We start from the raw sequence: 19,576 nt of genomic DNA, 5'->3' as shown, positions 1-19,576 counted from the left end.
TGTCCGGTGCCATGCCGGACCAGATGCTGAAAGCAAGCCTAGTCCTTGAGCGGGGCGCGGGCACTGCTGTCAACCGAAGGTGGGCAGAACTGCCCATCTTGCCAACCGTGGAAGGATGTAGCCATGCCAGCTCCTGAAGCACAAAGCAGCGACTCCGACGCCGTTCTGCTGCGCCTTCCCGCTGTTCGGGGCATCGGCCGTGGACGCGTTGTGACGGGCCTTGTCCTTGCCCTGCTGTTGCCGCCGGGCGTCGAAGTCATGGTCACCGTTTTGGGCTTCCGAAACTTCGCCATGATCATGCTCCTTCAGCTGGCGGCGGCCGTGGCCGTTGCCGCAATCGGAGGCCTGTGGCCCGCCGTGGTCGCGGCGGTCCTGGGTAGTTTCCTGCTGAACTATTTTTCCGCCGAACCCGTGGGCTCCCTGTCCATCGCTGATCCAACCACCCTGTTTACCCTGGTGGTTTTCCTGGCCGTGGCTTGCGGCGTGGCGCTCGCGGTGGGACTGGCAAGCCGCAGGGCCCAGGAGGCTGCGAGGTCCGAGGCCGAGGCGACTGCCCTGAGCGAGTTGGCCCTGCGCATCCTCAGTTCCGACGGCAGCCTTGAATCCTTCCTTGAGAAAGTCCGCGGAAATCTCGGCATGGAGGCTGTGACGCTCTTGGGATCGCCGGGACCGGACAGCGTCGCAGTGCCGGGAGCACCGCCGCAGTGGCGGATTCTTGCGAGCGCCGGCCCCAATCCGCCGGTGACCCATGCTGCCGCGGACCATGCCGCCGTCGTCGATCCCCACTACACGCTGTTGTTGCGCGGTGGTGCGCTGTCCTCCCAACACCAGCGTCTGCTGGCGGCCTTCGGAGCGTTTGTGGTGGCTGTGCGTGAGCGGCAGCAGCTGGTCAAGAGCAGGCGGGACAACCTTCGCCTGGCCGAGGGAAACAAGATGCGGACGTCTATCCTTCGCGCCGTTTCCCATGATTTGAGGACGCCGTTGGCCGGAATCAAACTGGCTGTGAGCAGCTTGCGGCAGGAAGAGGTCCAGTTCCCTCCGGACGTGGAGAAGGAGTTGTTGGAGACGATCGAGAATTATGCGGACCGCCTTGACCATTTGGTGGACAACCTGCTGGATATGTCCCGGATTACCGCCGATGCCGTGAACCCTTTGCTCGCGGGCACCACCTGGACCGAAATATTGCCCGAGGCACTTCGAGGGATCCCGAAGGATCGGATACGCAGCGAGTTGCAACCCAACCTGCCGCCCGTAACAGCCGACGCCGGCATGTTGGAGAGCGTCGTGGCGAACATCGTTGAAAACGCGGTGAAGTACGCACCTGGTTCGGACGTTGTCCTGACTGCGCGTGCGGGTGCCGGGATAACGGTGGGGGACAAGCCTGCCAGCGAACTGAGGATCGTGGACCATGGCAGCGGGGTGGGACACAACGAGGTGCTTGAGATGTTCCAGCCCTTCCAGCGGCTTGGCGATTCGCCCGCCCCGGTAGGCGGCGCGGGCGGCGGAATCGGGTTGGGACTTGCGGTGGCCAAAGGCTTCACGGAAGCCATGGGCGGCACGCTCATGGCGGAGCCGACGCCAGGTGGCGGCTTGACCATGGTGGTTACGTTGCCGCTGTGGACCGGTCATGGGGGAGGCAGGGCATGACCCGTGTGCTGATCGTTGAGGACGAAGCCCAGATCGCACGGGCCATGCAGGTCACCCTGCAGGCCCACGGGTACCAGGCAATGACCGTTGGAAACGGCGCCGATGCCTTGAACGCCGTGGCGAGACAAAGCGTGAACATTGTTGTGCTGGATCTTGGATTGCCGGACATGGACGGGGTGGAGATCATCCGCCGCATCCGTGGGTGGAGCAGCATGCCCATCATCGTGCTGTCCGCCCGGCATGCCTCGGAGGACAAAGTTGAAGCGCTCGACGCCGGTGCGGACGACTACGTGACCAAGCCCTTCGGACTGGATGAGCTGCTTGCGCGGCTTCGGGTTGCCTCGCGCCGGGTCCTTACCGATCGGGAGGAACCTACCTTGGCGACGTCGGACTTCATGGTGGACCTGGCGGGCAAGAAGATCGTGAAGGACGGGTCAGAGGTGAGGCTGACGCCCACCGAGTGGAACATCCTGGAGTTGTTGGTGCGGAACAAGGGGAAGCTGGTGAGCCAGCAGCAGATCCTGACCCAGGTCTGGGGTCAGGCCTATGCCAAGGAGACGCAATATCTGCGGGTGTATATTGCCCAGTTGCGGCGAAAGCTGGAGCGGGACCCGGCCGCGCCGCGGCACCTGCACACTGAAGCGGGAATGGGTTACCGGTTTGATCCTTAAATCCGGTTCCCCGTCCGTAAACTGTTGTCCATGAACACCGCATCCCTCCTCGCTGTCTGCCGTGTCCACCAGTTGTTGCCGGACCCGGAAGGAAGCGTTGGCGTCACGGCGATAGATAAGCGTCCTGTGGAAGGCCCCGTGAAGATCCACAAGCTCGGCGTACACGGCGACGTCCAGGCCAACAGGTTCGATCACGGCGGTGAAGACCAGGCTCTGTATGCCTATTCCCAGGCGGATGCCGATTACTGGTCGGCCGCACTGGATCGTGAGCTTCCAGCCGGCGTCTTCGGGGAGAACCTGCGCGTGGAGGGAATCGCGACCACGGGAGCCGTCATTGGTGAACGTTGGAAGATCGGGCTGGATGTGGAGGTGGAGGTAACGTCACCGCGCGTCCCGTGCGCCACCTTCCAGCGCTTGCTGGACGAGCCGCAATGGGTGAAGCGCTTCACGCAGGCCGGGCGGGTTGGAACCTACCTGCGTGTGATCAAGACGGGGACGGTGTCCGCGGGAGACCACATTCACCAGCTATTCGTACCGAAGCACGGCATTACTGTTGGCCAGTGGTTCAGCGAGCCCACACCGGACATGGTGCAAACCCTGCTCGATGCCGAGGCAGACGGGGAGATCCGGCTTCAGGACGAATACCACGGGAAGTTCGAGAAAGTCCTTCGGCGAAACGGGTTCTAAGCCTTCTTGAACGGGCTGCGCGGCTTGTTGGGGTGCTGTATGGAGGCTGCCTGGAGTAGCCGAGAGTCCGGGTGTGCTCAAGCTCACCTTGTCTCCATCAGCACTCAACTCGCGGTGATGGCACTCTGTGCCCTACACTTGAAATATCCCCCACTCCGGAAATCCCTTTATCCTGCCCAATTCTTGAGGCAGGACTGGTAAGTGTTGGGGCCCGCAAATGTGTGCGGGCATTTTCATAGGGAGAGCCGGCTAAAGAAAACGCTGTACAGACTGCTGGGATAGCAGCCAAGAGATGCAGCGGGAAGTCCTGCCATGGGATTGCGATAGCGCCGGACTTCTTGCGAAAGCAGGGCACCTTTGCCTGGCTCTTCGCGACGAGTAATGCGGCCAAGCCCAACCGGGCCGCGCCGACTGCCCTATGGATGAGGAATTTCCCCCTATGACCGAAAATCTCAACGAAAACTTCGACGCCCCCAACGCTGAGTCTGCTGACGTAGCAGAGACCGCCGCTGAAGGCACCGCAGTAGAAGCACCGGCCGCCGCCGCTGCCCCCGTCGAGAACGCTGCACCCGAGTCTGCAGCCCCCACCTTCACCGAAGCTTCTGCCCCCAAGGTAGAAGACGAGGAAGAAGAAGGCGTCCGCTTCGTCGATCTTGGCATCGATGGCCGCGTTCTGGCCGCACTGCAGGATGTCGGGTATGAAAAGCCGTCCCCCATCCAGGCAGCCACCATCCCGCTGCTCCTCGAAGGCCGCGACGTCGTCGGCCTGGCCCAGACCGGTACCGGCAAGACCGCAGCCTTCGCTGTCCCTGCCCTGTCCCGCCTGGCGGAGCTGCACGACCTCAACGGCCCGTCCCGCAAGACCCAGGCATTGGTCCTGGCGCCGACGCGTGAACTCGCCCTCCAGGTTGCCGAAGCGTTCACTTCCTACGCCAAGCACATTGACGACTTCACCGTGCTTCCGGTTTACGGTGGTTCCGCTTACGGTCCCCAGCTGGCCGGCCTTCGCCGCGGTGCACAGGTTGTTGTCGGTACCCCCGGCCGTGTGATCGACCACATTGCCAAGGGCTCCCTGGACCTCTCCGAACTCCAGTACCTGGTGCTGGATGAAGCTGACGAGATGCTGCGCATGGGCTTCGCCGACGACGTAGAGCAGATCTTCCAGCAGACTCCGGAAACCCGCCAGGTTGCACTGTTCTCTGCCACCATGCCGGGCCAGATCCGCCGCATGTCCAAGCAGTACCTGAACAACCCTGCTGAAATCTCGGTGAAGTCCAAGACCACCACCGGTGCCAACACCAAGCAGCGTTACCTCCAGGTCATGGGCCCGCACAAGCTGGATGCCCTGACCCGCATCCTCGAGGTTGAAGACTTCGACGGCGTCATCGCCTTCGTGCGCACCAAAATGGCAACCGAGGACCTCGCCGACAAGCTGAAGGCCCGTGGTTTCCAGGCTGCCGCCATCAACGGCGACATCCCGCAGCAGCAGCGCGAACGCACTGTTGACGCGCTGAAGGAAGGCCGCATCGACATCCTGGTTGCTACCGACGTCGCAGCCCGTGGCCTTGACGTTGAGCGCATCAGCCACGTCATCAACTACGACATCCCCCACGACACCGAGTCCTACGTCCACCGCATCGGCCGTACCGGCCGTGCAGGCCGTTCCGGTGACGCCATCCTGTTCATGACGCCGCGGGAGAAGTACCTGCTGCGTTCCATTGAGAAGGCTACGCGCCAGCCGGTGGAGCAGATGCACCTGCCCACGGCCGAGACCGTGAACACGCTGCGCCTGGGCAAGTTTGCTGAACGCATCACCGAGACCCTCGAGTCCGAGGATGTTGCAGCATTCCGCGACCTCATCTCCTCCTACGAGGAAGAGCACAACGTACCGGCCTCGGAGATCGCCGCTGCACTGGCCGTCATGGCACAGGGCGGACAGCCGCTGCTGGTCAAGGAACTGCCTGCAGCTCCTGAGTACCAGAAGCGCGAGCGCTCCAAGGACGGCTTCGGCTCCCGTGGCCCGACCCGTGCACTCACCGAGGGCAACGCCACCTACCGGATCGCCGTCGGACGCCGTCAGCGCGTCATGCCGGGGTCCATCGTGGGCGCCATTGCCAACGAAGGTGGCATCTCCTCCGCACAAATCGGTGGCATCGACATCCGCTCGGACCACTCCCTGGTGGAGCTCCCGGCAGACCTCAGCCCCGAGCAGTTGCGCGCACTGTCCCGCACCCGCATTGGTGGCGAACTGATCCACCTTGAGCTGGACAACGGACGCAGGCCCAACAGCGACCGTGGCAGCTACGCCGGTGGTGGCGCCGGTGGCCGTGGTGGCTACGGCGACCGCGAAAACCGTGGTGGCGGCAACTTCAAGGGCAGCGGTGGGTTCAAGAAGGACTTCCGCAAGTCCGAAGGTGGCGAGCGTTCCTCTGCCGACCGCGGCGGCCGCACGTACAGCGACCGCTCCGAGCGCACTGCAGGCAGCTTCGGCGATCGTGACCGCGGCCAGGCCAGCGGCTCCCGCTTCGGCGGACACGGCGACGGCGCCCGCAAGCCCCGCAGCGGTGGCGAAGGCGGACACCGCGACTTCAACCGCAAGGGCAAGTGGTAAACACTAAGTAGTTCCCGTCAGGGGGTCGGCTTTCGGGCCGGCCCCCTGTGGCGTTTAACCCGTCAATTCCGGGCCTTGTTCGATATACGGGGCCTTGAACGACGGGTATTTCGAACAAGACCGGGATTTCTGCGGAGGTCCTGGAAGCCTTGGAACGGCCGGAGTGCCGCCGTACGATCGAGGTGCTACGAGTGGCGTAGCTGCGAAGAGCCTGAGGGTCGCAAGCTGAATGTAGGAGGGTTCCGATGGGATTGCTCGACAACTTGAAGAAGAACCTGGGCCGTGGTGAGAAACATCACCTAAGCCCGGATGCCAGTGTCCCGGATGCCAGCGTGGTGGATGCCGGTGAAAAGGGTCACAGGAACCAGGGTGTGGCCACCGGCTCGGACACCTCAGTTGATCCTGCCGACCAACCCGCTGCCGCCCCCTCCGCTGCCGCCCCCTCCGCTGTGGACCAGGCGGCAGAGGATGCTGCCGCCGTCGATGCTTCTGCTTCGAGCAAGGCGGCCGCGGAAGCTGCCGCAGCCCAGGCCGCCGAACAGCAGGCGGCAGCCAACGCTGCAGGCGCTGGGATCGCCGAACAGGCCGGCTTGGATCCGGAAGCCCCGGAGATCCAGCCAGTGACCCGCCAGGCAGCCTCTGAGGCCGCTGCCGAGGCAGGACAACGTGGTCCAGTCGCCCCGCGCGTCACGGAGGTTGTGGTTGAGCCCGGCGACACGATGAGCGGCATCGCTGCGCAGTTCGGGGTGGACCTCGGAGCCCTGATCGCAACGAATGCTGACACAGTGCCCAACCCGGATCTCATCTACCCCGGACAGGTGCTCCGGCTACCCTGATTTGGGCGTTATCTGGATCAGGAAAACGGCGTCTGCGCAAATTGTGTCGGCGCCGTTTTTCCCCGGATTTTCGCCGATTTGTAGCTTCTGAAAACGTCCGGTAGAGTATTTACTCGTTGCCCCCCTAGCTCAGTGGTAGAGCGCGTTCTTGGTAAGAACGAGGTCACCGGATCGATTCCGGTGGGGGGCTCTGAATGAGGGCCTGTGTCAAGGCGGTTTTGACCGGCTTGACACAGGTTTTTCTCATTCGTGGCGGTGTAGCTCAGTTGGTTAGAGCGCACGACTCATAATCGTGAGGTCGGGAGATCGAGCCTCCCCACCGCTACAGAGCAAGACCCCGCAGGTGTCATCTGCGGGGTCTTTTCATTTGCCCGACCGCGCCACCTTTCCATCTGGGACAGAATGGGTGCATGAGCCGAATCGCAATCATTGGCGGCCACGGCAAAGTGGCCCTTCATCTATCCCGGATTCTTAGTGGCGAAGGTCACGATGTCACGTCGTTCGTTCGGAATCCCGATCATGTGGCAGATGTCACGGAGACGGGAGCCACTGCGCAAGTGCTGGACGTGGAAAACTCGACGACGGCGGAACTCGCCCAGGCGCTCAAGGGCCACGATGCCGTGGTCTGGTCGGCGGGGGCCGGTGGGGGTAACCCGGCCAGGACCTATGCCGTGGACCGGGACGCCGCCATCCGATCCATGGACGCAGCCAAGGAAGCCGGCGTTAAGCGTTACGTGATGGTGTCCTACATCGGCAGTGCCAAGGATCACGGCATTCCCAAGGACCACCCTTTCTTCCCTTATGCAGAGTCCAAAGCAGTGGCCGATGACTACCTGCGCAGTAGCGGCCTGGACTGGACAGTGCTGGGACCGGGAACCTTGACCGAGGAGCCGGCGTCCGGGTTGATCGAAGTCAACCCGGCCAACCCTGGCAACGGCACCGGGACGTCCCGTGCCAACGTTGCTTTGGTGGCCGCTGCCGTCCTGGAACTTCCCGGCACTATCCACCGGACCATCACTTTCAAGGATGGAACCGTTGACGTGGTGGATGCCCTGACCACGGATTGACGTGGCAAGGGATCTATGGACCCCGGGATAGGTTGGTAGGTAGCTTCCGTGGGCCAGGCCTGCCGGAAGCTCGTACAACTTCTGGGGAAGCGGGAACATGGATCAGCTGGCACTCATTATCGGATTGCTGCTTGCCACTGTGCTGGCCGTCGGCCTGGGGGACAGGCTTCGGCTTCCTTATCCGGTCCTGATGCTGCTCCTGGCTGTTGCGCTGACGTTCATTCCCGGCTTTCCTGAGTTTGAGATTTCGCCGGAGCTGATCCTGCCGATCTTCCTCCCGCCGTTGCTCTTTGCCACTGCGCAGAAGAGTTCCTGGGCCGTTTTCCGCGTCCGGTGGCGGACGCTGCTACTCATGGCTGTCGCTTTGGTGGTGGTTTCCACCGCGGTGGTGGCTGGTGCTGCGTGGCTCATGATTCCTGGTATCGGGATCCCGGCAGCGATTGCTTTGGGAGCCATGGTGGCGCCGCCGGATCCGGTTGCCGTGGAGTCAGTGGCTGGCCGCGTTCACATGCCCAGGCGGCTCATTACTGTTCTGCAGAGCGAGGGCCTTTTCAATGACGCCGCCGCAATCGTGATCTTCCAGGCAGCAGTCGCTGCCACGGTGTCCGGTAGCGAAGTGGGCCCCAATGTCATCCTGCAGTTTGTGGTGGGTGCTGCCTTGGCAGTGGTCATTGGCATTGCCATGGGCTGGCTGACCAAGTTCATCACGAAGCTTGTGACGTCCATGGTGGCACGCAGCGCGGTCACGCTTGTGGTTCCGTTTGCTGCGTACATCCTGGCGGAAGAGCTGCACGCATCAGGTGTGGTGGCCGTCGTCGTGACTGCCCTGGAGCTGCAACGCCACGCGCGGCCGCAGGACGCTGCTGAGCGCATTACCCGGACAGCCTTCTGGGACGTGGTGGAGCTGCTGGCCACCGGACTGGCCTTCGGCCTGGTGGGCTTGGAGATCCGTCACGTCATCCGTGACGAGGGGACGGCGATTTTCGGGATGATTGGCGTTGCCGTGGTGATTTGTATCCTGGTGTTCGTTGTCCGCTACCTGTGGCTCGGGCTGCTTGCGCTCACGGCCCACCGGCGGCGGAATCTGCTGCAGCCAACCTCGCCCAAGGAAGTACTCATCCTGACATGGTGTGGAATGCGTGGGCTGGCCACCCTGGCCCTCGCTTTGGCGCTTCCCGTGACCCTGCCTGATGGGAGTGACTTTCCCGCACGGCACGAAATCCTCGTCATCGCCTGCGCTGTGCTTCTGGCCACGTTGGTTCTGCCGGGCCTGACACTTCCCTGGCTGATGCGGGTCCTGAAAGCCACGGAGGACGGTTCCCATGAAAAGGACGCGGCACGCGTTCTGGCCAAACGTGCCCAGTCGGCAGCGGTCTCGGCGCTGAAGGACCATGAGCTCATGAAGGAACTCCCGGCGGACAAAGTGGCACTGGTCAAGGAAAAGATGCGCCGGCTCCACGCAGAGCTGCTGGATGGGACGTTGCGCAACGAGTCAGCGGCGGAGAAACGCAAGCGGGGCCGTGAACTTGCCATTGCCGTGCAGACGATCGCGCTGGATGCCGCCCGTCAGGAAGTGGTGGAGGCGCGTAATGAGCCCGGGACTGATCCTGAAGTGGCAGATCGTGTCCTGAGGCAGCTGGATTTGCGCACCATGTCAATGCCGGAATAGCACCGCGCAGGCCCGGGTTGCAGTCGGGCGCTGGACACGATCAGGAGGCGTCCGCGCGCTTCGGCAATGACGAGGGGGAGAGGTCCAGCGCGTGCTCCTCGACGTAGTCCAGGGCGTGGCGGATCGCGCCGAGGGACACAATGCGGTCACCGAGGGTGGAGGTTGCCAGCCGCGGGGGAGTGAAGGTGAAGTCCGGCAACTGCTTTTCAATGGCTGGGATCAGTGCATGGGCAGAGGCGGCGACGGCTCCCGCAATAACCACCAGCTCAGGGTTGACCAAGGTACTGATCGAGCCGATGACGCGGGCCATGCGGTGCGCCACACGGTCCAGGGCCTGACGGGCGGCGTGGTCGCCTTCCGCGGCTGCCTTGAAGACCATCTCCGCTGTTAACGCTGCAGGATCATCCCCGCAAAGTTCCCGCAGCTTCGTGGTCGGGGTATCGTCAAGCGCTTCCCGCCCCCACAGCACGGCGTAGTGGGCGATGCCGTACGTGTCGCCCACGCCGTCGACGGTGTCCAGGTATCCCAGTTCCCCAAAGCCGCCAAGCTGCCCGTGGAGCAAACGGCCGGATTCGAGGATTCCGGAACCCAGACGGTCGCCGGCGAGCATGACCACGAGGTTGTCGGCTCCCTGCGCGGTGCCCTGCCAGCGTTCCGCGAGGGCTGCGAGGTTGGCATCGTTTTCCACGAGTACCTGCCAGCCATGCCGCTCTGCAACAATCCCGCGGACATCGAAGGATTTCCAGAATTCCTGGACGGTGAGGACCTCGCCGTCGCGGCTTACCGGGGCAGCAACTCCCACAGACACTGCAAGGATCGAGTCTGCAGGTACGCCGGCCTTTTTCAGGACGTCTGCTGCGATCCGGTCCAGCACATCTGCGCGCTCATTGGCGGAGACGTTGTACGTGCGGAAGGGCATCGTGACCTGGGATAAAGGTGTTCCGGCCATGTCGGCAACTATGGCGGTGATCTTATTGGCGCCGATGTCGATTCCGAGCACGCTGGCCGCGTTGTCGTCGAAAACAAAGCGGCGTGCCGGCCTGCCCTTGATGTAGTCTCCGGCCCCCCGCTGGTTTTCGAGTTCCTGGAGCCAGCCGAGCCGGACAAGTTCGTCGCAGATGGAAATGACGGTGGCGCGGGAGAGCCCGGTGGAAGCCATGAGTTCTGTGCCTGTTACCACACCGGCACCACGCATGGCCTTGAGCATCGCGCTGGCATTGACCCTGCGAACCAGCTGTGTTGACGGCGCAATCCCGATCAGCATTCGGCGCTCCCACCTTTTCAGCCGCCTACCGGAGTGATAGAGCGGTCTCTCTAAATTTAGTACATAAATTTAGATGACGACGTATTTCCCCCAAAGCTTGACCATGTGGCGCTCCTCACTAAATACTAGCGATAGGTCATAAATTTACCTCCTATCAAAACTCCGGTGGAGGTCGAATACGACCACCTCCCCCGACGGCATAGCGGCCACTGGGGGTCCGCAAGACGAAAGGACTATGGAGTCTGTGAAAGCTACGCGCAAGAAACGCATGGCAGCGATGGGCCTGGGCCTGGCTCTTCTGGCCGGCCTTCTCTCGGGCTGCACCGGGGAACCGGGCAAAGAGACCATCCGCTTCACCTTCAGCAAGCGGGAGGCAATCGGATTCATGACCAAGCTGGTTGCCGACTACAACGCTTCCCAGAACGAAACCGAGGTAGTCCTGGACACCTCGGGCGTCGACGTCGTGTCCGCGAGTTTCGTCCGCGGCAATCCACCGGACATCGCGCTTGCAAACTACAACATGGAGACGTCCCGCTTCGTCCAGCGCGGAGCGTTGAGCGACTTGTCCGGCACCCAGGCCGCCTCCCGCGTCCGCGAAGACCTCCAGCCGCTGATGGACCAGTACGGTTCCTACCCGGAGCGCACCAGTGCCCTGCCCTACTCAGTCATGGCGTCCTCGGTGATTTACAACAAGGAGATCTTCGCTGCGCACAACATCGCCGTGCCGAAGACCTGGAGTGAGATGATCGCGGCGTGTGAAGCGCTGAAAGCCGCTGGCGTGACGCCGTTCTACGCCACATGGAAGGACGACTGGACGATCGCCCAGGGGTGGTTTGACTACTCCGTAGGCGGGCAGGTGGACACCATTGACTTCTTCAGGAAGCTTGCTGCCGAGGGCACGAAGGTTGGGCCGGAATCCCCGGTGTCATTCCAGAAGGACTTCAACCAGCCAGTTGAGAAGATGCTGACGCTCGCGAAGAACTACGTCAACAAGGATGCTGCAAGCCGCGCCTACGGTGACGGTAATCTTGCTTTCTCGCAGGGCAAAGCGGCCATGTATCTGCAGGGGCCCTGGGCATTCAGCGAGATCGCCAAGACCGCCCCGGACCTCAAGCTCGGAACCTTTCCCCTCCCGATGACCGAGGACCCCAAGGATCTGCGCGTCCGGGTCAACGTGGACCTCGCGGCCTGGATTCCCGAGGCGTCCAAGCACAAGGACGCTGCCCGCACCTTCCTCGAGTACCTGTACCGTCCAGAGGTGATCGATGCCTACAACAAGTCGCAGTTGGGCTTCACACCCACCAAGGATTCTGCAAATGTTCCGGATCCCCGGATCGAGGGAATGGTGGAGTACTACGAGAAATCGCAGGTTTACCAGGGCCCCTCGGTACTCGTTCCGCGCACCATACCGATCATGAACTACACGCAGGCAATCGTGTTCGGCGCGTCCCCTGCATCCACCCTCCGCACACTCGACGCAGATTGGGCGCGCCTGGCCTTCCGCCAGTAGTGCAGAACACAGGAAGTCAGAATCATGTCCAGCATCAGCACCTCAACCACATCCGGGCAGAGCCGCCAAGGGCAGCGCAGCAGGCGGCGTGTGGAACCGATCTTCTACTTTTTCCTCGTGCCCAGCCTCATCCTGTTCACGCTAGCCATCACGATTCCGGGCATCATCGGTATCTTCTTCAGCTTCACGGACTCCATCGGAATTGGTGATTGGGAGTTCATCGGCCTGACAAACTACATAGCGATCTTCAGCGACCCCGCTATCCTGCAGAGCTACCTGTTCACCTTCGGTTTCTCCATCGTTACAGTGATCGCCGTCAACGTGATCGCCTTCCTCCTTGCAGTCGGCCTTACCGCGCGCATCCGGATGAAGTCGGCACTGCGGACCATTTTCGTCATCCCGATGGTGGTTTCCGGCATCATCATCGCCTACGTGTTCAATTTCCTGTTCTCGAACTCCCTGCCTGCCGCGGGGACTGCGGCGGGGATCCCCTGGTTGGAGACCAGCCTCCTGGCAAACCCGGACCTCGCGTGGATTGCGATTGTGGTTGTCACAGCATGGCAGGCGGTACCCGGGGCACTGCTCATCTACATTGCGGGACTTGTTGCAGTGCCCGGAGACGTCTATGAGGCCGCGGAAATCGACGGCGCGGGCAAGTTCCAGCAGCTGCTGAAGATCACCCTTCCGTTGGTGGCCGGTTACGTGGTCATCAACATCATTCTCGGGTTCAAGGGCTTCCTGAATGCTTACGACATCATCGTCGGGCTGACGAACGGTGGCCCCGGGACCTCCACCCGGAGCATTGCGATGACTGTCATTGCCGGCTTCAATGGCGGCGACTACGCCTACCAGATGGCCAACGCGACGATCTTCTTCGTGGTCGCCATCCTTATCTCACTCCTGCAGCTTTCGCTGACTCGCGGACGGAATGCACTCTGATGACCAAACAAACCACCCTCGCAATCGAGGACTTCTCCCACGTTGAAACCATCACCGCTCCAACCAGGCGACGGCGGTCGGCTCCGGCGATCGAGCGGGTCAACTGGCCGGCAACCACAGTGCTCGTCCTGTGCGCAGTGACCGTGCTGCTTCCCCTGTATGTCACGGTGTCCATGGCCTTCAAGACCCAGGGGCAGGCTGTGGATGGCAACGCCTTCTCATTTCCCGCTCCCTTCAGCCTCGACGGTTTCATCCAGGCCTGGACCCTGACGAACTTTCCCGTGGGTGCCGCGATGTCATTGCTGGTGACTGCAGGGACTGTCCTCGCCACCATCGTCCTTGCTGCATTCGCCTCCTATGCGATTGTGCGCAACTGGGAACGCCGGTTGTTCAGGTACTCGTTCTTCTACCTTCTCGGAGCGATGTTCATTCCGTTCCCGGTGGTTGCATTGCCGCAGATCCAGCTCACCGGTCGTCTTGGGCTGGACAACCCGTTCGGCGTTATCCTCCTGGCCACCATGTTCCAACTGAGTTTCAGCGTGCTGCTCTTCACCGCATTCCTGCGTTCCATACCCATGGAACTGGAAGAGAGTGCCCGGATCGATGGCGCTACGACTTGGCAGACATTCTGGAAGCTGATTTTCCCGCTGTTGGCGCCGATGAGCGCCACCGTGGGTATCTTCGCCTTCCTCTATGCCTGGAATGACTTCATGATGCCGTCGTTGATCATTTCCGATCCGGCGCTGCAGACCCTGCCGGTACGGCAAAACCTTTTTCAAACGCAGTTCAGCAACAACTACCACGTATCTTTCGCCTCCTACCTGATGGCGATGGCGCCCGCGATCGTCGCGTACCTCTTTACGCAGAGGTGGGTCATGGCTGGCGTGACACAAGGTGCCGTTAAGGGCTAGTGGATGTTGACCTTCCGTGCCCAGCGTTTCATACTGGTCCGGGATATAAATTTAGATTCTAAATCAAAGGAGTTTCGTGAGCACTTCCGCCACTCAGGCACACCGTACCGACGCAGAGCGAATGGCTGATCCGAACTGGTGGCGCCAGGCGGCTGTTTACCAGATCTACCCGCGCAGCTTCTCCGATTCCAACGGCGACGGCATCGGTGACCTCAAGGGCATCACCGCCAAGGTCCCGTACCTGAAGGAACTGGGGATCGACGCCGTTTGGCTGAGCCCGTTCTACCCGTCGGCGCTTGCGGACGGTGGCTACGACGTCGATGACTACCGCAACGTGGACCCCAAGCTGGGGACGCTTGAAGATTTCGATGAGATGGCAGCAGCACTGCATGCCGCCGGCATCAAGCTGGTGGCCGATATCGTGCCCAACCACTCTTCGGACCGCCATGAATGGTTCAAGGAGGCCTTGGCATCGCCCAAGGGCTCTGCAGCGCGGGAACGCTACATCTTCCGTGACGGCAAGGGGAAAAACGGCGAGCTTCCGCCCTCGGATTGGGACTCCGTGTTTGGCGGACCGGTCTGGGAACGCATCACCGAGCCCGATGGCACTCCCGGACAGTGGTACATGCACATCTTCGCCAAGGAGCAGCCCGACTTCAATTGGGACAACCCCGAGGTTCGCGAGGACTTCCTGAAGACCCTGCGGTTCTGGTCCGACCGCGGCGTGGACGGCTTCCGCATCGACGTCGCACACGGCATGGCCAAGGATCTCTCCGAGCCGTTGCCGATGAAGGCGGACCTCGAGGCCCGGGCCCACGGCACGGACGGTTTCGTAGACGGGTCACACCCGTTCTGGGACCGTGACGAAGTCCACCAGGTCTACGCGGAGTGGCGCAAGCTCTTCAACGAGTACAACCCGCCGCGCACTGCAGTAGCCGAGGCCTGGGTCCACGAATCGCGTCGCGCCCGCTATGCCAGCCCTGAGGGACTGGGCCAAGCCTTCAACTTCGACCTCCTGCAGGCCGACTTCGATGCGCCTTCCTTCCGGACCATCATCACGGAAAACCTGATCGCGGCCAAGGAAACCGGGGCGTCCTCCACCTGGGTGTTCTCCAACCACGACGTCGTTCGGCACGCCACCCGCTATGGACTGCCCAAGGGCGGTTCAGTTGCCAAGGGAACCAACGCTGCCCAGGATGTCTCGGCCGGCAAGCCAAAGGGCCAGGATGGCAAGGGCTGGCTGCTGGCCGGCGCGCCGGCGGAAGAGCTCGACGTCGAACTCGGCTTGCGTCGTGCCCGCGCCGCCACGCTGCTGCTCCTCGCGCTACCCGGCTCCGCCTACCTTTACCAAGGCGAAGAGCTTGGCCTGCAGGAAGTAACCGAAATTCCGGACTCCGAGCGGCAGGACCCGTCCTTCTACCGCAACCCAGGCGTGGAGATCGGCCGCGATGGTTGCCGCGTTCCGCTGCCGTGGACCGCAGAAGGACCCTCCTTTGGCTTCGGAGAAGGCAAGGCACACCTGCCGCAGCCGGAATGGTTCGCCAAGTACGCGGTGTCCGAGCAGGAAGGACGTGAAGGCTCAACGCTGGAGCTCTACCGCAAAGCACTGCGCCTGCGCAGGGAACTGCAGACCGACGAGGAACTCGAATGGGTCGAGACCGGAAACCAGGACGTTCTGCACTTCAGCCGTCCGGGCGGTTGGGAAACGGTAACCAACTTCGGAAGCGAGCCCTTCGCGCTTCCGGCGGGCACCGTCGTCGTGAGCAGCGGACCGCTGGAAGGCGGCATGCTCCCGGCCGACACCACAGCCTGGGTGGTCCGCGACGCGTAAGCGCCGGGCAGCCAACTGATTGAATACATGGATGAATAATGCGAACGGGCGCGGGCGCCTGATCTACGGCTGCATGGGTCTTGGCGGTCCCTGGGACGGAACGTCCTATGGTGCCGCGGAGATTGAACAGGCTGCCGCAGTCATCGAGGCAGCACAAGGTATCGGCATTGAATTGTTCGATCATGCTGACATCTACCGCAGCGGCAAGTCCGAAGCCGTCTTCGGGGAAGTCCTCGCCCGTTCGCAGGGCCTGCGCGGGAAGATCCTGCTGCAAACCAAATGCGGGATCAGGCTGGGGGAGCGCGGGCTGGACACGCACTACGACCTCAGCCGGGAAGCCATCCTTGAACGGGTCAATGAAAGCCTGAAGCGCCTTCAAACGGATTACGTAGACGTCCTTCTCCTGCACCGCCCGGATCCCTTGATGGATCCCCGCGAGGTGGCGGACGCCGTCGGGCAGCTTGTTACGGAAGGCAAGGTGCGGCAGCTGGGTGTGTCCAACATGTCCGGCGCGCAGATCGAGTTCCTGCAGGACTCCCTTGAGATGCCCATCATCGCCAACCAACTGGAGATGAGCCTGCTGCGGCGGGACTGGCTGGAAAGCACCGTACTGGTCAACCATGCGGACGGGCTGGGCTTCAACTTTCCGCATGGGACCCTGGAGCTATGCATGGCCAAGGGGATTGAGCTCCAGGCCTACGGCTCCCTGGCTCAAGGGCGCTACACAGGGGCGCCGTCCGGGGAAATGTCGCCGGCCGAGTCCGCTACGGCTGAAATGCTTCAGCGGCTCGCGCGGGAGAAAGGCACTACGCCTGAATCGGTACTGCTGGGGTGGCTGATGCGGCATCCGGCGCGGATCTCTCCCGTGCTGGGAACCACCAACCCCGGGCGGATCGCTGCCTGCTCTGATGCCGCCTCTGTGGCTGCCGCCATGTCCAGGGAGGAGTGGTACGGCCTGTGGCTGGCGGCCCGGGGAAGCAACATCCCCTAAAGCGCGTTTTACCCAACTGAGTCGCAGTTGTGCGCGTTATGACGTCTCAAAACGCGCTTAACTGCGACTCAGATGGGCTACAACAGCAACACATACGGGCCCCTACGAAACGCGAGCGACCGGGGCCACCACCGAGTAGGTGCTTGAATCACCCTGGATGGCCTGGCTTGCCTTGCCGTCGATGCTCACGGGAATGTCGCCGGCAATGGTGACGCGATTGAGCTTGCGCGGCTGTCCGTCGTAGTTGTCCGGGGCGTAGTGCTGGGTGATCCGGTTGTCGAACAAGACAACCTGGTTGGGCTCCCAATTCACCCGGACCACGTTCTCCGGGCGCGTCACATAAGCCTGCAGGAGCCTGATGATGTCCCGGGATTCTGTGTTGGACAAGCCCACGATCCGAAGCCGCTGCGCGAAGCCCCCAATGAACAATCCGCGCTCGCCGGTCAACGGGTGGACCCGCACCACGGGGTGGGCGGTTTCGAACTTCAGGCGGGTGAACTCCTTGCGGCGCTCCTCGGCATTCTGGTGCTCAAGGTTCTTGGGCACGGAGTAGTCGTAATCGTTGGTGTGGATGGCCCAGAGGGTGTCCGCGAAGTTGCGCAGTTCCTCCGGCAGGTCCTGGTAAGCGCCAGCGGAGGAAGCGATGAGCGTCTCCCCGCCATAGGCAGGCAGGTCGATGCTCCGCAGTGTGGAGGCCTGCGGCGGATTGACCACGAAAGTAACGTCCGTGTGCCAGTTATTCGCGGAGCCGTTCTCACTGTCCACCGGCAAGACGTTTTCTTCACCTTCCACGGACGCAACCGTGGGATGTGCCTTGGTAAGCGGTCCGAAATGGCTGGCGAACTTCACCTGGGCTTCGTCGGTGAGGATGTTGGCCTCCCGGAATACCAGGGCCTTGTGCTCGTTCAACGCGCCCCGGATCTGGGCGATCGTGTCCTCGCTGAGGTCTCCACTGATATCGAGTCCCCGGATTTCCGCGCCGATGCGGGAGCCCAGCTTGGCAAATTCAAGCTTGGTTTCGGTAATGAGGGTCATTGTTCTTTCCTTACTTTGTGATGGGTTGTGGCGGGTGCCACGGGGGTGGTTTTCAGGGGGCGTCCGCGCCTACTGCCGTCCGCCAGCGGGAGAAGTGGCGTTCCAGGGCGACCAGCAGGAAGTTCACGCCAAGGCCCAGCAGCGAGACTGTCAGGATGCCCGCGTACATATCAGGGATCAGGAAGCTGCTCTGCGCGTTCACGATCAAGTAGCCAAGTCCGGCCTTGGCGCCGACCATTTCGGCGGCAATCAGCACCAGGATTGACGCAGTGCCGGCCATCCGGATACCAGTGAAGATCGTGGGTACGGCGGATGGCAGGATGACTTTCTGGAAGAGTCGGAAACTGTTCAGTCCCAGCGATCGCGCAGCCCGTATGAGCAACGGATCCACGGTTTTCACTCCGGCGATCGTGTTCAGTAGCACCGGGAAGAAGGCCGCGTAAGCCACGATGCTGATCTTGGATTCCTCGCCGATTCCCAGCAGCAGAGTGAACACAGGCAGCAGGGCCAATGCCGCCGTGTTGCGGAAGAGCTCCAGCAAGGGGTTGAGGACTGCGTTGAGCCGTCCGTACCAGGCGATCAGGAGTCCCAGCAACACGCCTCCAACGAGGGCCGCGCCGAAACCGGTGACAGACCTGGTGAGGCTGGCCGCGATGTGGCCTTGGATGGTGCCGGCTTCAAAGAGCTTGCCCCATGCCAACAGAACGTCGTGCAACGGTGGCAGGAATACCCTGGTGGACGGGCTGGCCAGATACGTCGGGCCAAATTCCCACAGCGCCAGGAAGGCAAGGATGCCGGCGGACTTCCACACGCCTGAACCGGCTGCTGCCGTAACCCTGCGCACGGTGGCGAGGACCGGCGTCGAACGTTGCGCGATACCGTCCCGGGCGGGTGCGGCCGCAGTACCGGAAGGTCCGACGGCGTTGCCCGACTCGGTGGTGATGCTTGCCTTGCGCGCTGCCGCCGCGGTTTCTGTCTGCGTCAATGTGGTGCTCATCAGGCCGCAGTCCTTTCATTGGTGGCGGTTCCCTCTTTGGTCAGGGTTGACGGTTCATCCGGTGCGCTTCCGTCCGGGAGGATCTTCCGGTGCCCGGCATCCTGCGCGCGACGGACCTCATCGTGCAGGAGCGTCCATACCTCGTGCCGGTGCTCGACGAACGCCGGGTGGGAGCGGATGTCGTCCTCCCCGTCGCGATCGGGGATGTTGATGTCCACAATTTCCTTCAGCCGGCCGGGACGGGCGCTCAGAACTGCCACGCGCCCGCCGAGGTAGACGGCCTCGTCAATGCCGTGCGTGATGAACACGATGGTCTTGCCGGTGGCCTTCCAGATGCGCAGCAGTTCGTCCTGCAACTGCTCGCGGGTTTGGGCGTCCAATGCCGCGAAAGGCTCGTCCATCAGCAGGACGTCGGGCTCGTAAGCCAGGCTGCGGGCAATCGCGACCCGTTGCTTCATGCCCCCGGAGAGCTCATGGGGATAGCGGTCCTCGAACCCGGCCAGCCCGACGAGTGACAAGTACTCCCTGGCCTTGGCTGCCCGTTCGCGCCGGTTCAATTTCCTGCCGTCCGGCCCTGGTCCTTCCAGGCCGATGGACACGTTGGCCGAAGCTGTCCGCCAAGGGAACAGTGCGTACTGCTGGAACACCACAGCGCGGTCCTTGCCGGGACCCGTCACGGGCTTGCCGTCAACGAGAACCTCCCCGGACGTGGGCGTTGAGAGACCCGCGAGCAAGTCCAGCAGCGTGGTCTTACCGGAACCGCTTGGCCCAACCAAGGTGAGGAACTCACCGTCGCGCACGTCCAGGCTCAGCGAATCGATGGCCGTGAGCGTCGTTGCGGCAGTGGACTTCGTAGCCCGGACCGTGAATTGCTTGGTCACGTTGCGGAGGCTGATTTTGGCTGTCATGG

16 protein-coding genes and 2 tRNA genes are annotated in these 19,576 nt (G+C 62.5%); 14 read left to right on the top strand and 4 right to left on the bottom strand.

Translation table 11 applies throughout. The features are described 5' to 3' along the window. Window positions 1-123 precede the first annotated feature (123 nt). From LDN82_RS16375 to LDN82_RS16335, 9 genes are all read left to right on the top strand, one after another. The gene (locus LDN82_RS16375) at window positions 124-1,647 is read left to right on the top strand and encodes a DUF4118 domain-containing protein (RefSeq protein WP_224165040.1); all 1,524 of its coding nucleotides are present in this window, start codon (window positions 124-126) and stop codon (window positions 1,645-1,647) included. Further along, complete coding sequence (locus tag LDN82_RS16370; RefSeq protein ID WP_224165039.1) at window positions 1,644-2,318, top strand: response regulator; 675 nt, start codon at window positions 1,644-1,646, stop codon at window positions 2,316-2,318. Before LDN82_RS16375 ends, LDN82_RS16370 begins: the two co-directional genes overlap by 4 nt. A gap of 30 nt (window positions 2,319-2,348) precedes the next feature. Continuing rightward, window positions 2,349-3,005 (top strand): MOSC domain-containing protein, encoded by a 657-nt coding sequence (locus LDN82_RS16365; protein ID WP_224165038.1) that lies wholly within the window; start codon window positions 2,349-2,351, stop codon window positions 3,003-3,005. Window positions 3,006-3,444: 439 nt separating this feature from the next. Beyond that, window positions 3,445-5,616, top strand: coding sequence for a DEAD/DEAH box helicase (locus tag LDN82_RS16360; RefSeq protein WP_224165037.1), 2,172 nt, complete (start codon window positions 3,445-3,447; stop codon window positions 5,614-5,616). A gap of 245 nt (window positions 5,617-5,861) precedes the next feature. Further along, window positions 5,862-6,452, top strand: coding sequence for a LysM domain-containing protein (locus tag LDN82_RS16355; protein ID WP_224165036.1), 591 nt, complete (start codon window positions 5,862-5,864; stop codon window positions 6,450-6,452). Between the two features lie 118 nt (window positions 6,453-6,570). Then, window positions 6,571-6,642 (top strand) — tRNA-Thr (locus tag LDN82_RS16350). Between the two features lie 61 nt (window positions 6,643-6,703). Then, window positions 6,704-6,777, top strand: a tRNA-Met gene (locus LDN82_RS16345). A gap of 85 nt (window positions 6,778-6,862) precedes the next feature. After that, complete coding sequence (locus LDN82_RS16340) at window positions 6,863-7,519, top strand: SDR family oxidoreductase (RefSeq protein ID WP_224165035.1); 657 nt, start codon at window positions 6,863-6,865, stop codon at window positions 7,517-7,519. Window positions 7,520-7,616: 97 nt separating this feature from the next. Further along, a complete protein-coding gene (locus tag LDN82_RS16335; protein ID WP_224165034.1) occupies window positions 7,617-9,188 on the top strand; it encodes a Na+/H+ antiporter in 1,572 nt (523 codons plus the stop codon). Between the two features lie 40 nt (window positions 9,189-9,228). Here LDN82_RS16335 and LDN82_RS16330 read toward each other — a convergent pair whose 3' ends face one another. Continuing rightward, window positions 9,229-10,452 carry an ROK family protein gene (locus tag LDN82_RS16330; protein ID WP_224165033.1) on the bottom strand — a complete coding sequence of 408 codons (1,224 nt, stop codon included), beginning with the start codon at window positions 10,450-10,452 and terminating at the stop codon, window positions 9,229-9,231. A 235-nt stretch (window positions 10,453-10,687) separates the two neighbouring features. On the opposite strand from LDN82_RS16330, the gene LDN82_RS16325 reads away from it, so the two are divergent. The 5 genes from LDN82_RS16325 to LDN82_RS16305 all read left to right on the top strand — a co-directional run bounded on the left by LDN82_RS16325 (window position 10,688) and on the right by LDN82_RS16305 (window position 16,634). Then, window positions 10,688-11,962, top strand: coding sequence for an extracellular solute-binding protein (locus LDN82_RS16325; RefSeq protein WP_224165032.1), 1,275 nt, complete (start codon window positions 10,688-10,690; stop codon window positions 11,960-11,962). 24 nt (window positions 11,963-11,986) lie between these two features. Further along, entirely contained in the window at window positions 11,987-12,901 is a 915-nt protein-coding gene (locus tag LDN82_RS16320) for a sugar ABC transporter permease (protein ID WP_224165031.1), read from the top strand. Next, entirely contained in the window at window positions 12,901-13,812 is a 912-nt protein-coding gene (locus LDN82_RS16315) for a carbohydrate ABC transporter permease (RefSeq protein WP_224165030.1), read from the top strand. Before LDN82_RS16320 ends, LDN82_RS16315 begins: the two co-directional genes overlap by 1 nt. A gap of 76 nt (window positions 13,813-13,888) precedes the next feature. Beyond that, window positions 13,889-15,643, top strand: a complete 1,755-nt coding sequence (locus tag LDN82_RS16310; protein WP_224165029.1) for an alpha-amylase family glycosyl hydrolase — start codon at window positions 13,889-13,891, stop codon at window positions 15,641-15,643. A gap of 31 nt (window positions 15,644-15,674) precedes the next feature. After that, the gene (locus tag LDN82_RS16305; RefSeq protein WP_224165028.1) at window positions 15,675-16,634 is read left to right on the top strand and encodes an aldo/keto reductase; all 960 of its coding nucleotides are present in this window, start codon (window positions 15,675-15,677) and stop codon (window positions 16,632-16,634) included. A gap of 102 nt (window positions 16,635-16,736) precedes the next feature. Here LDN82_RS16305 and LDN82_RS16300 read toward each other — a convergent pair whose 3' ends face one another. The 3 genes from LDN82_RS16300 to LDN82_RS16290 are packed head-to-tail and all read right to left on the bottom strand — an operon-like array spanning window position 16,737 to window position 19,574. Further along, window positions 16,737-17,669 (bottom strand): TauD/TfdA family dioxygenase, encoded by a 933-nt coding sequence (locus LDN82_RS16300; protein WP_224088380.1) that lies wholly within the window; start codon window positions 17,667-17,669, stop codon window positions 16,737-16,739. Window positions 17,670-17,721: 52 nt separating this feature from the next. Next, on the bottom strand, window positions 17,722-18,666 hold the full coding sequence (locus tag LDN82_RS16295; RefSeq protein WP_224165027.1) for an ABC transporter permease: 945 nt from the start codon (window positions 18,664-18,666) through the stop codon (window positions 17,722-17,724). Beyond that, the gene (locus tag LDN82_RS16290; protein WP_224165026.1) at window positions 18,666-19,574 is read right to left on the bottom strand and encodes an ABC transporter ATP-binding protein; all 909 of its coding nucleotides are present in this window, start codon (window positions 19,572-19,574) and stop codon (window positions 18,666-18,668) included. The genes LDN82_RS16295 and LDN82_RS16290 overlap by 1 nt, the downstream gene beginning before the upstream one ends. Window positions 19,575-19,576 lie beyond the last annotated feature (2 nt).

This window comes from Arthrobacter sp. StoSoilA2 (assembly GCF_019977195.1).
GTDB lineage: Bacteria > Actinomycetota > Actinomycetes > Actinomycetales > Micrococcaceae > Arthrobacter.
This window is presented reverse-complemented; position numbering and strand designations above follow the sequence as displayed.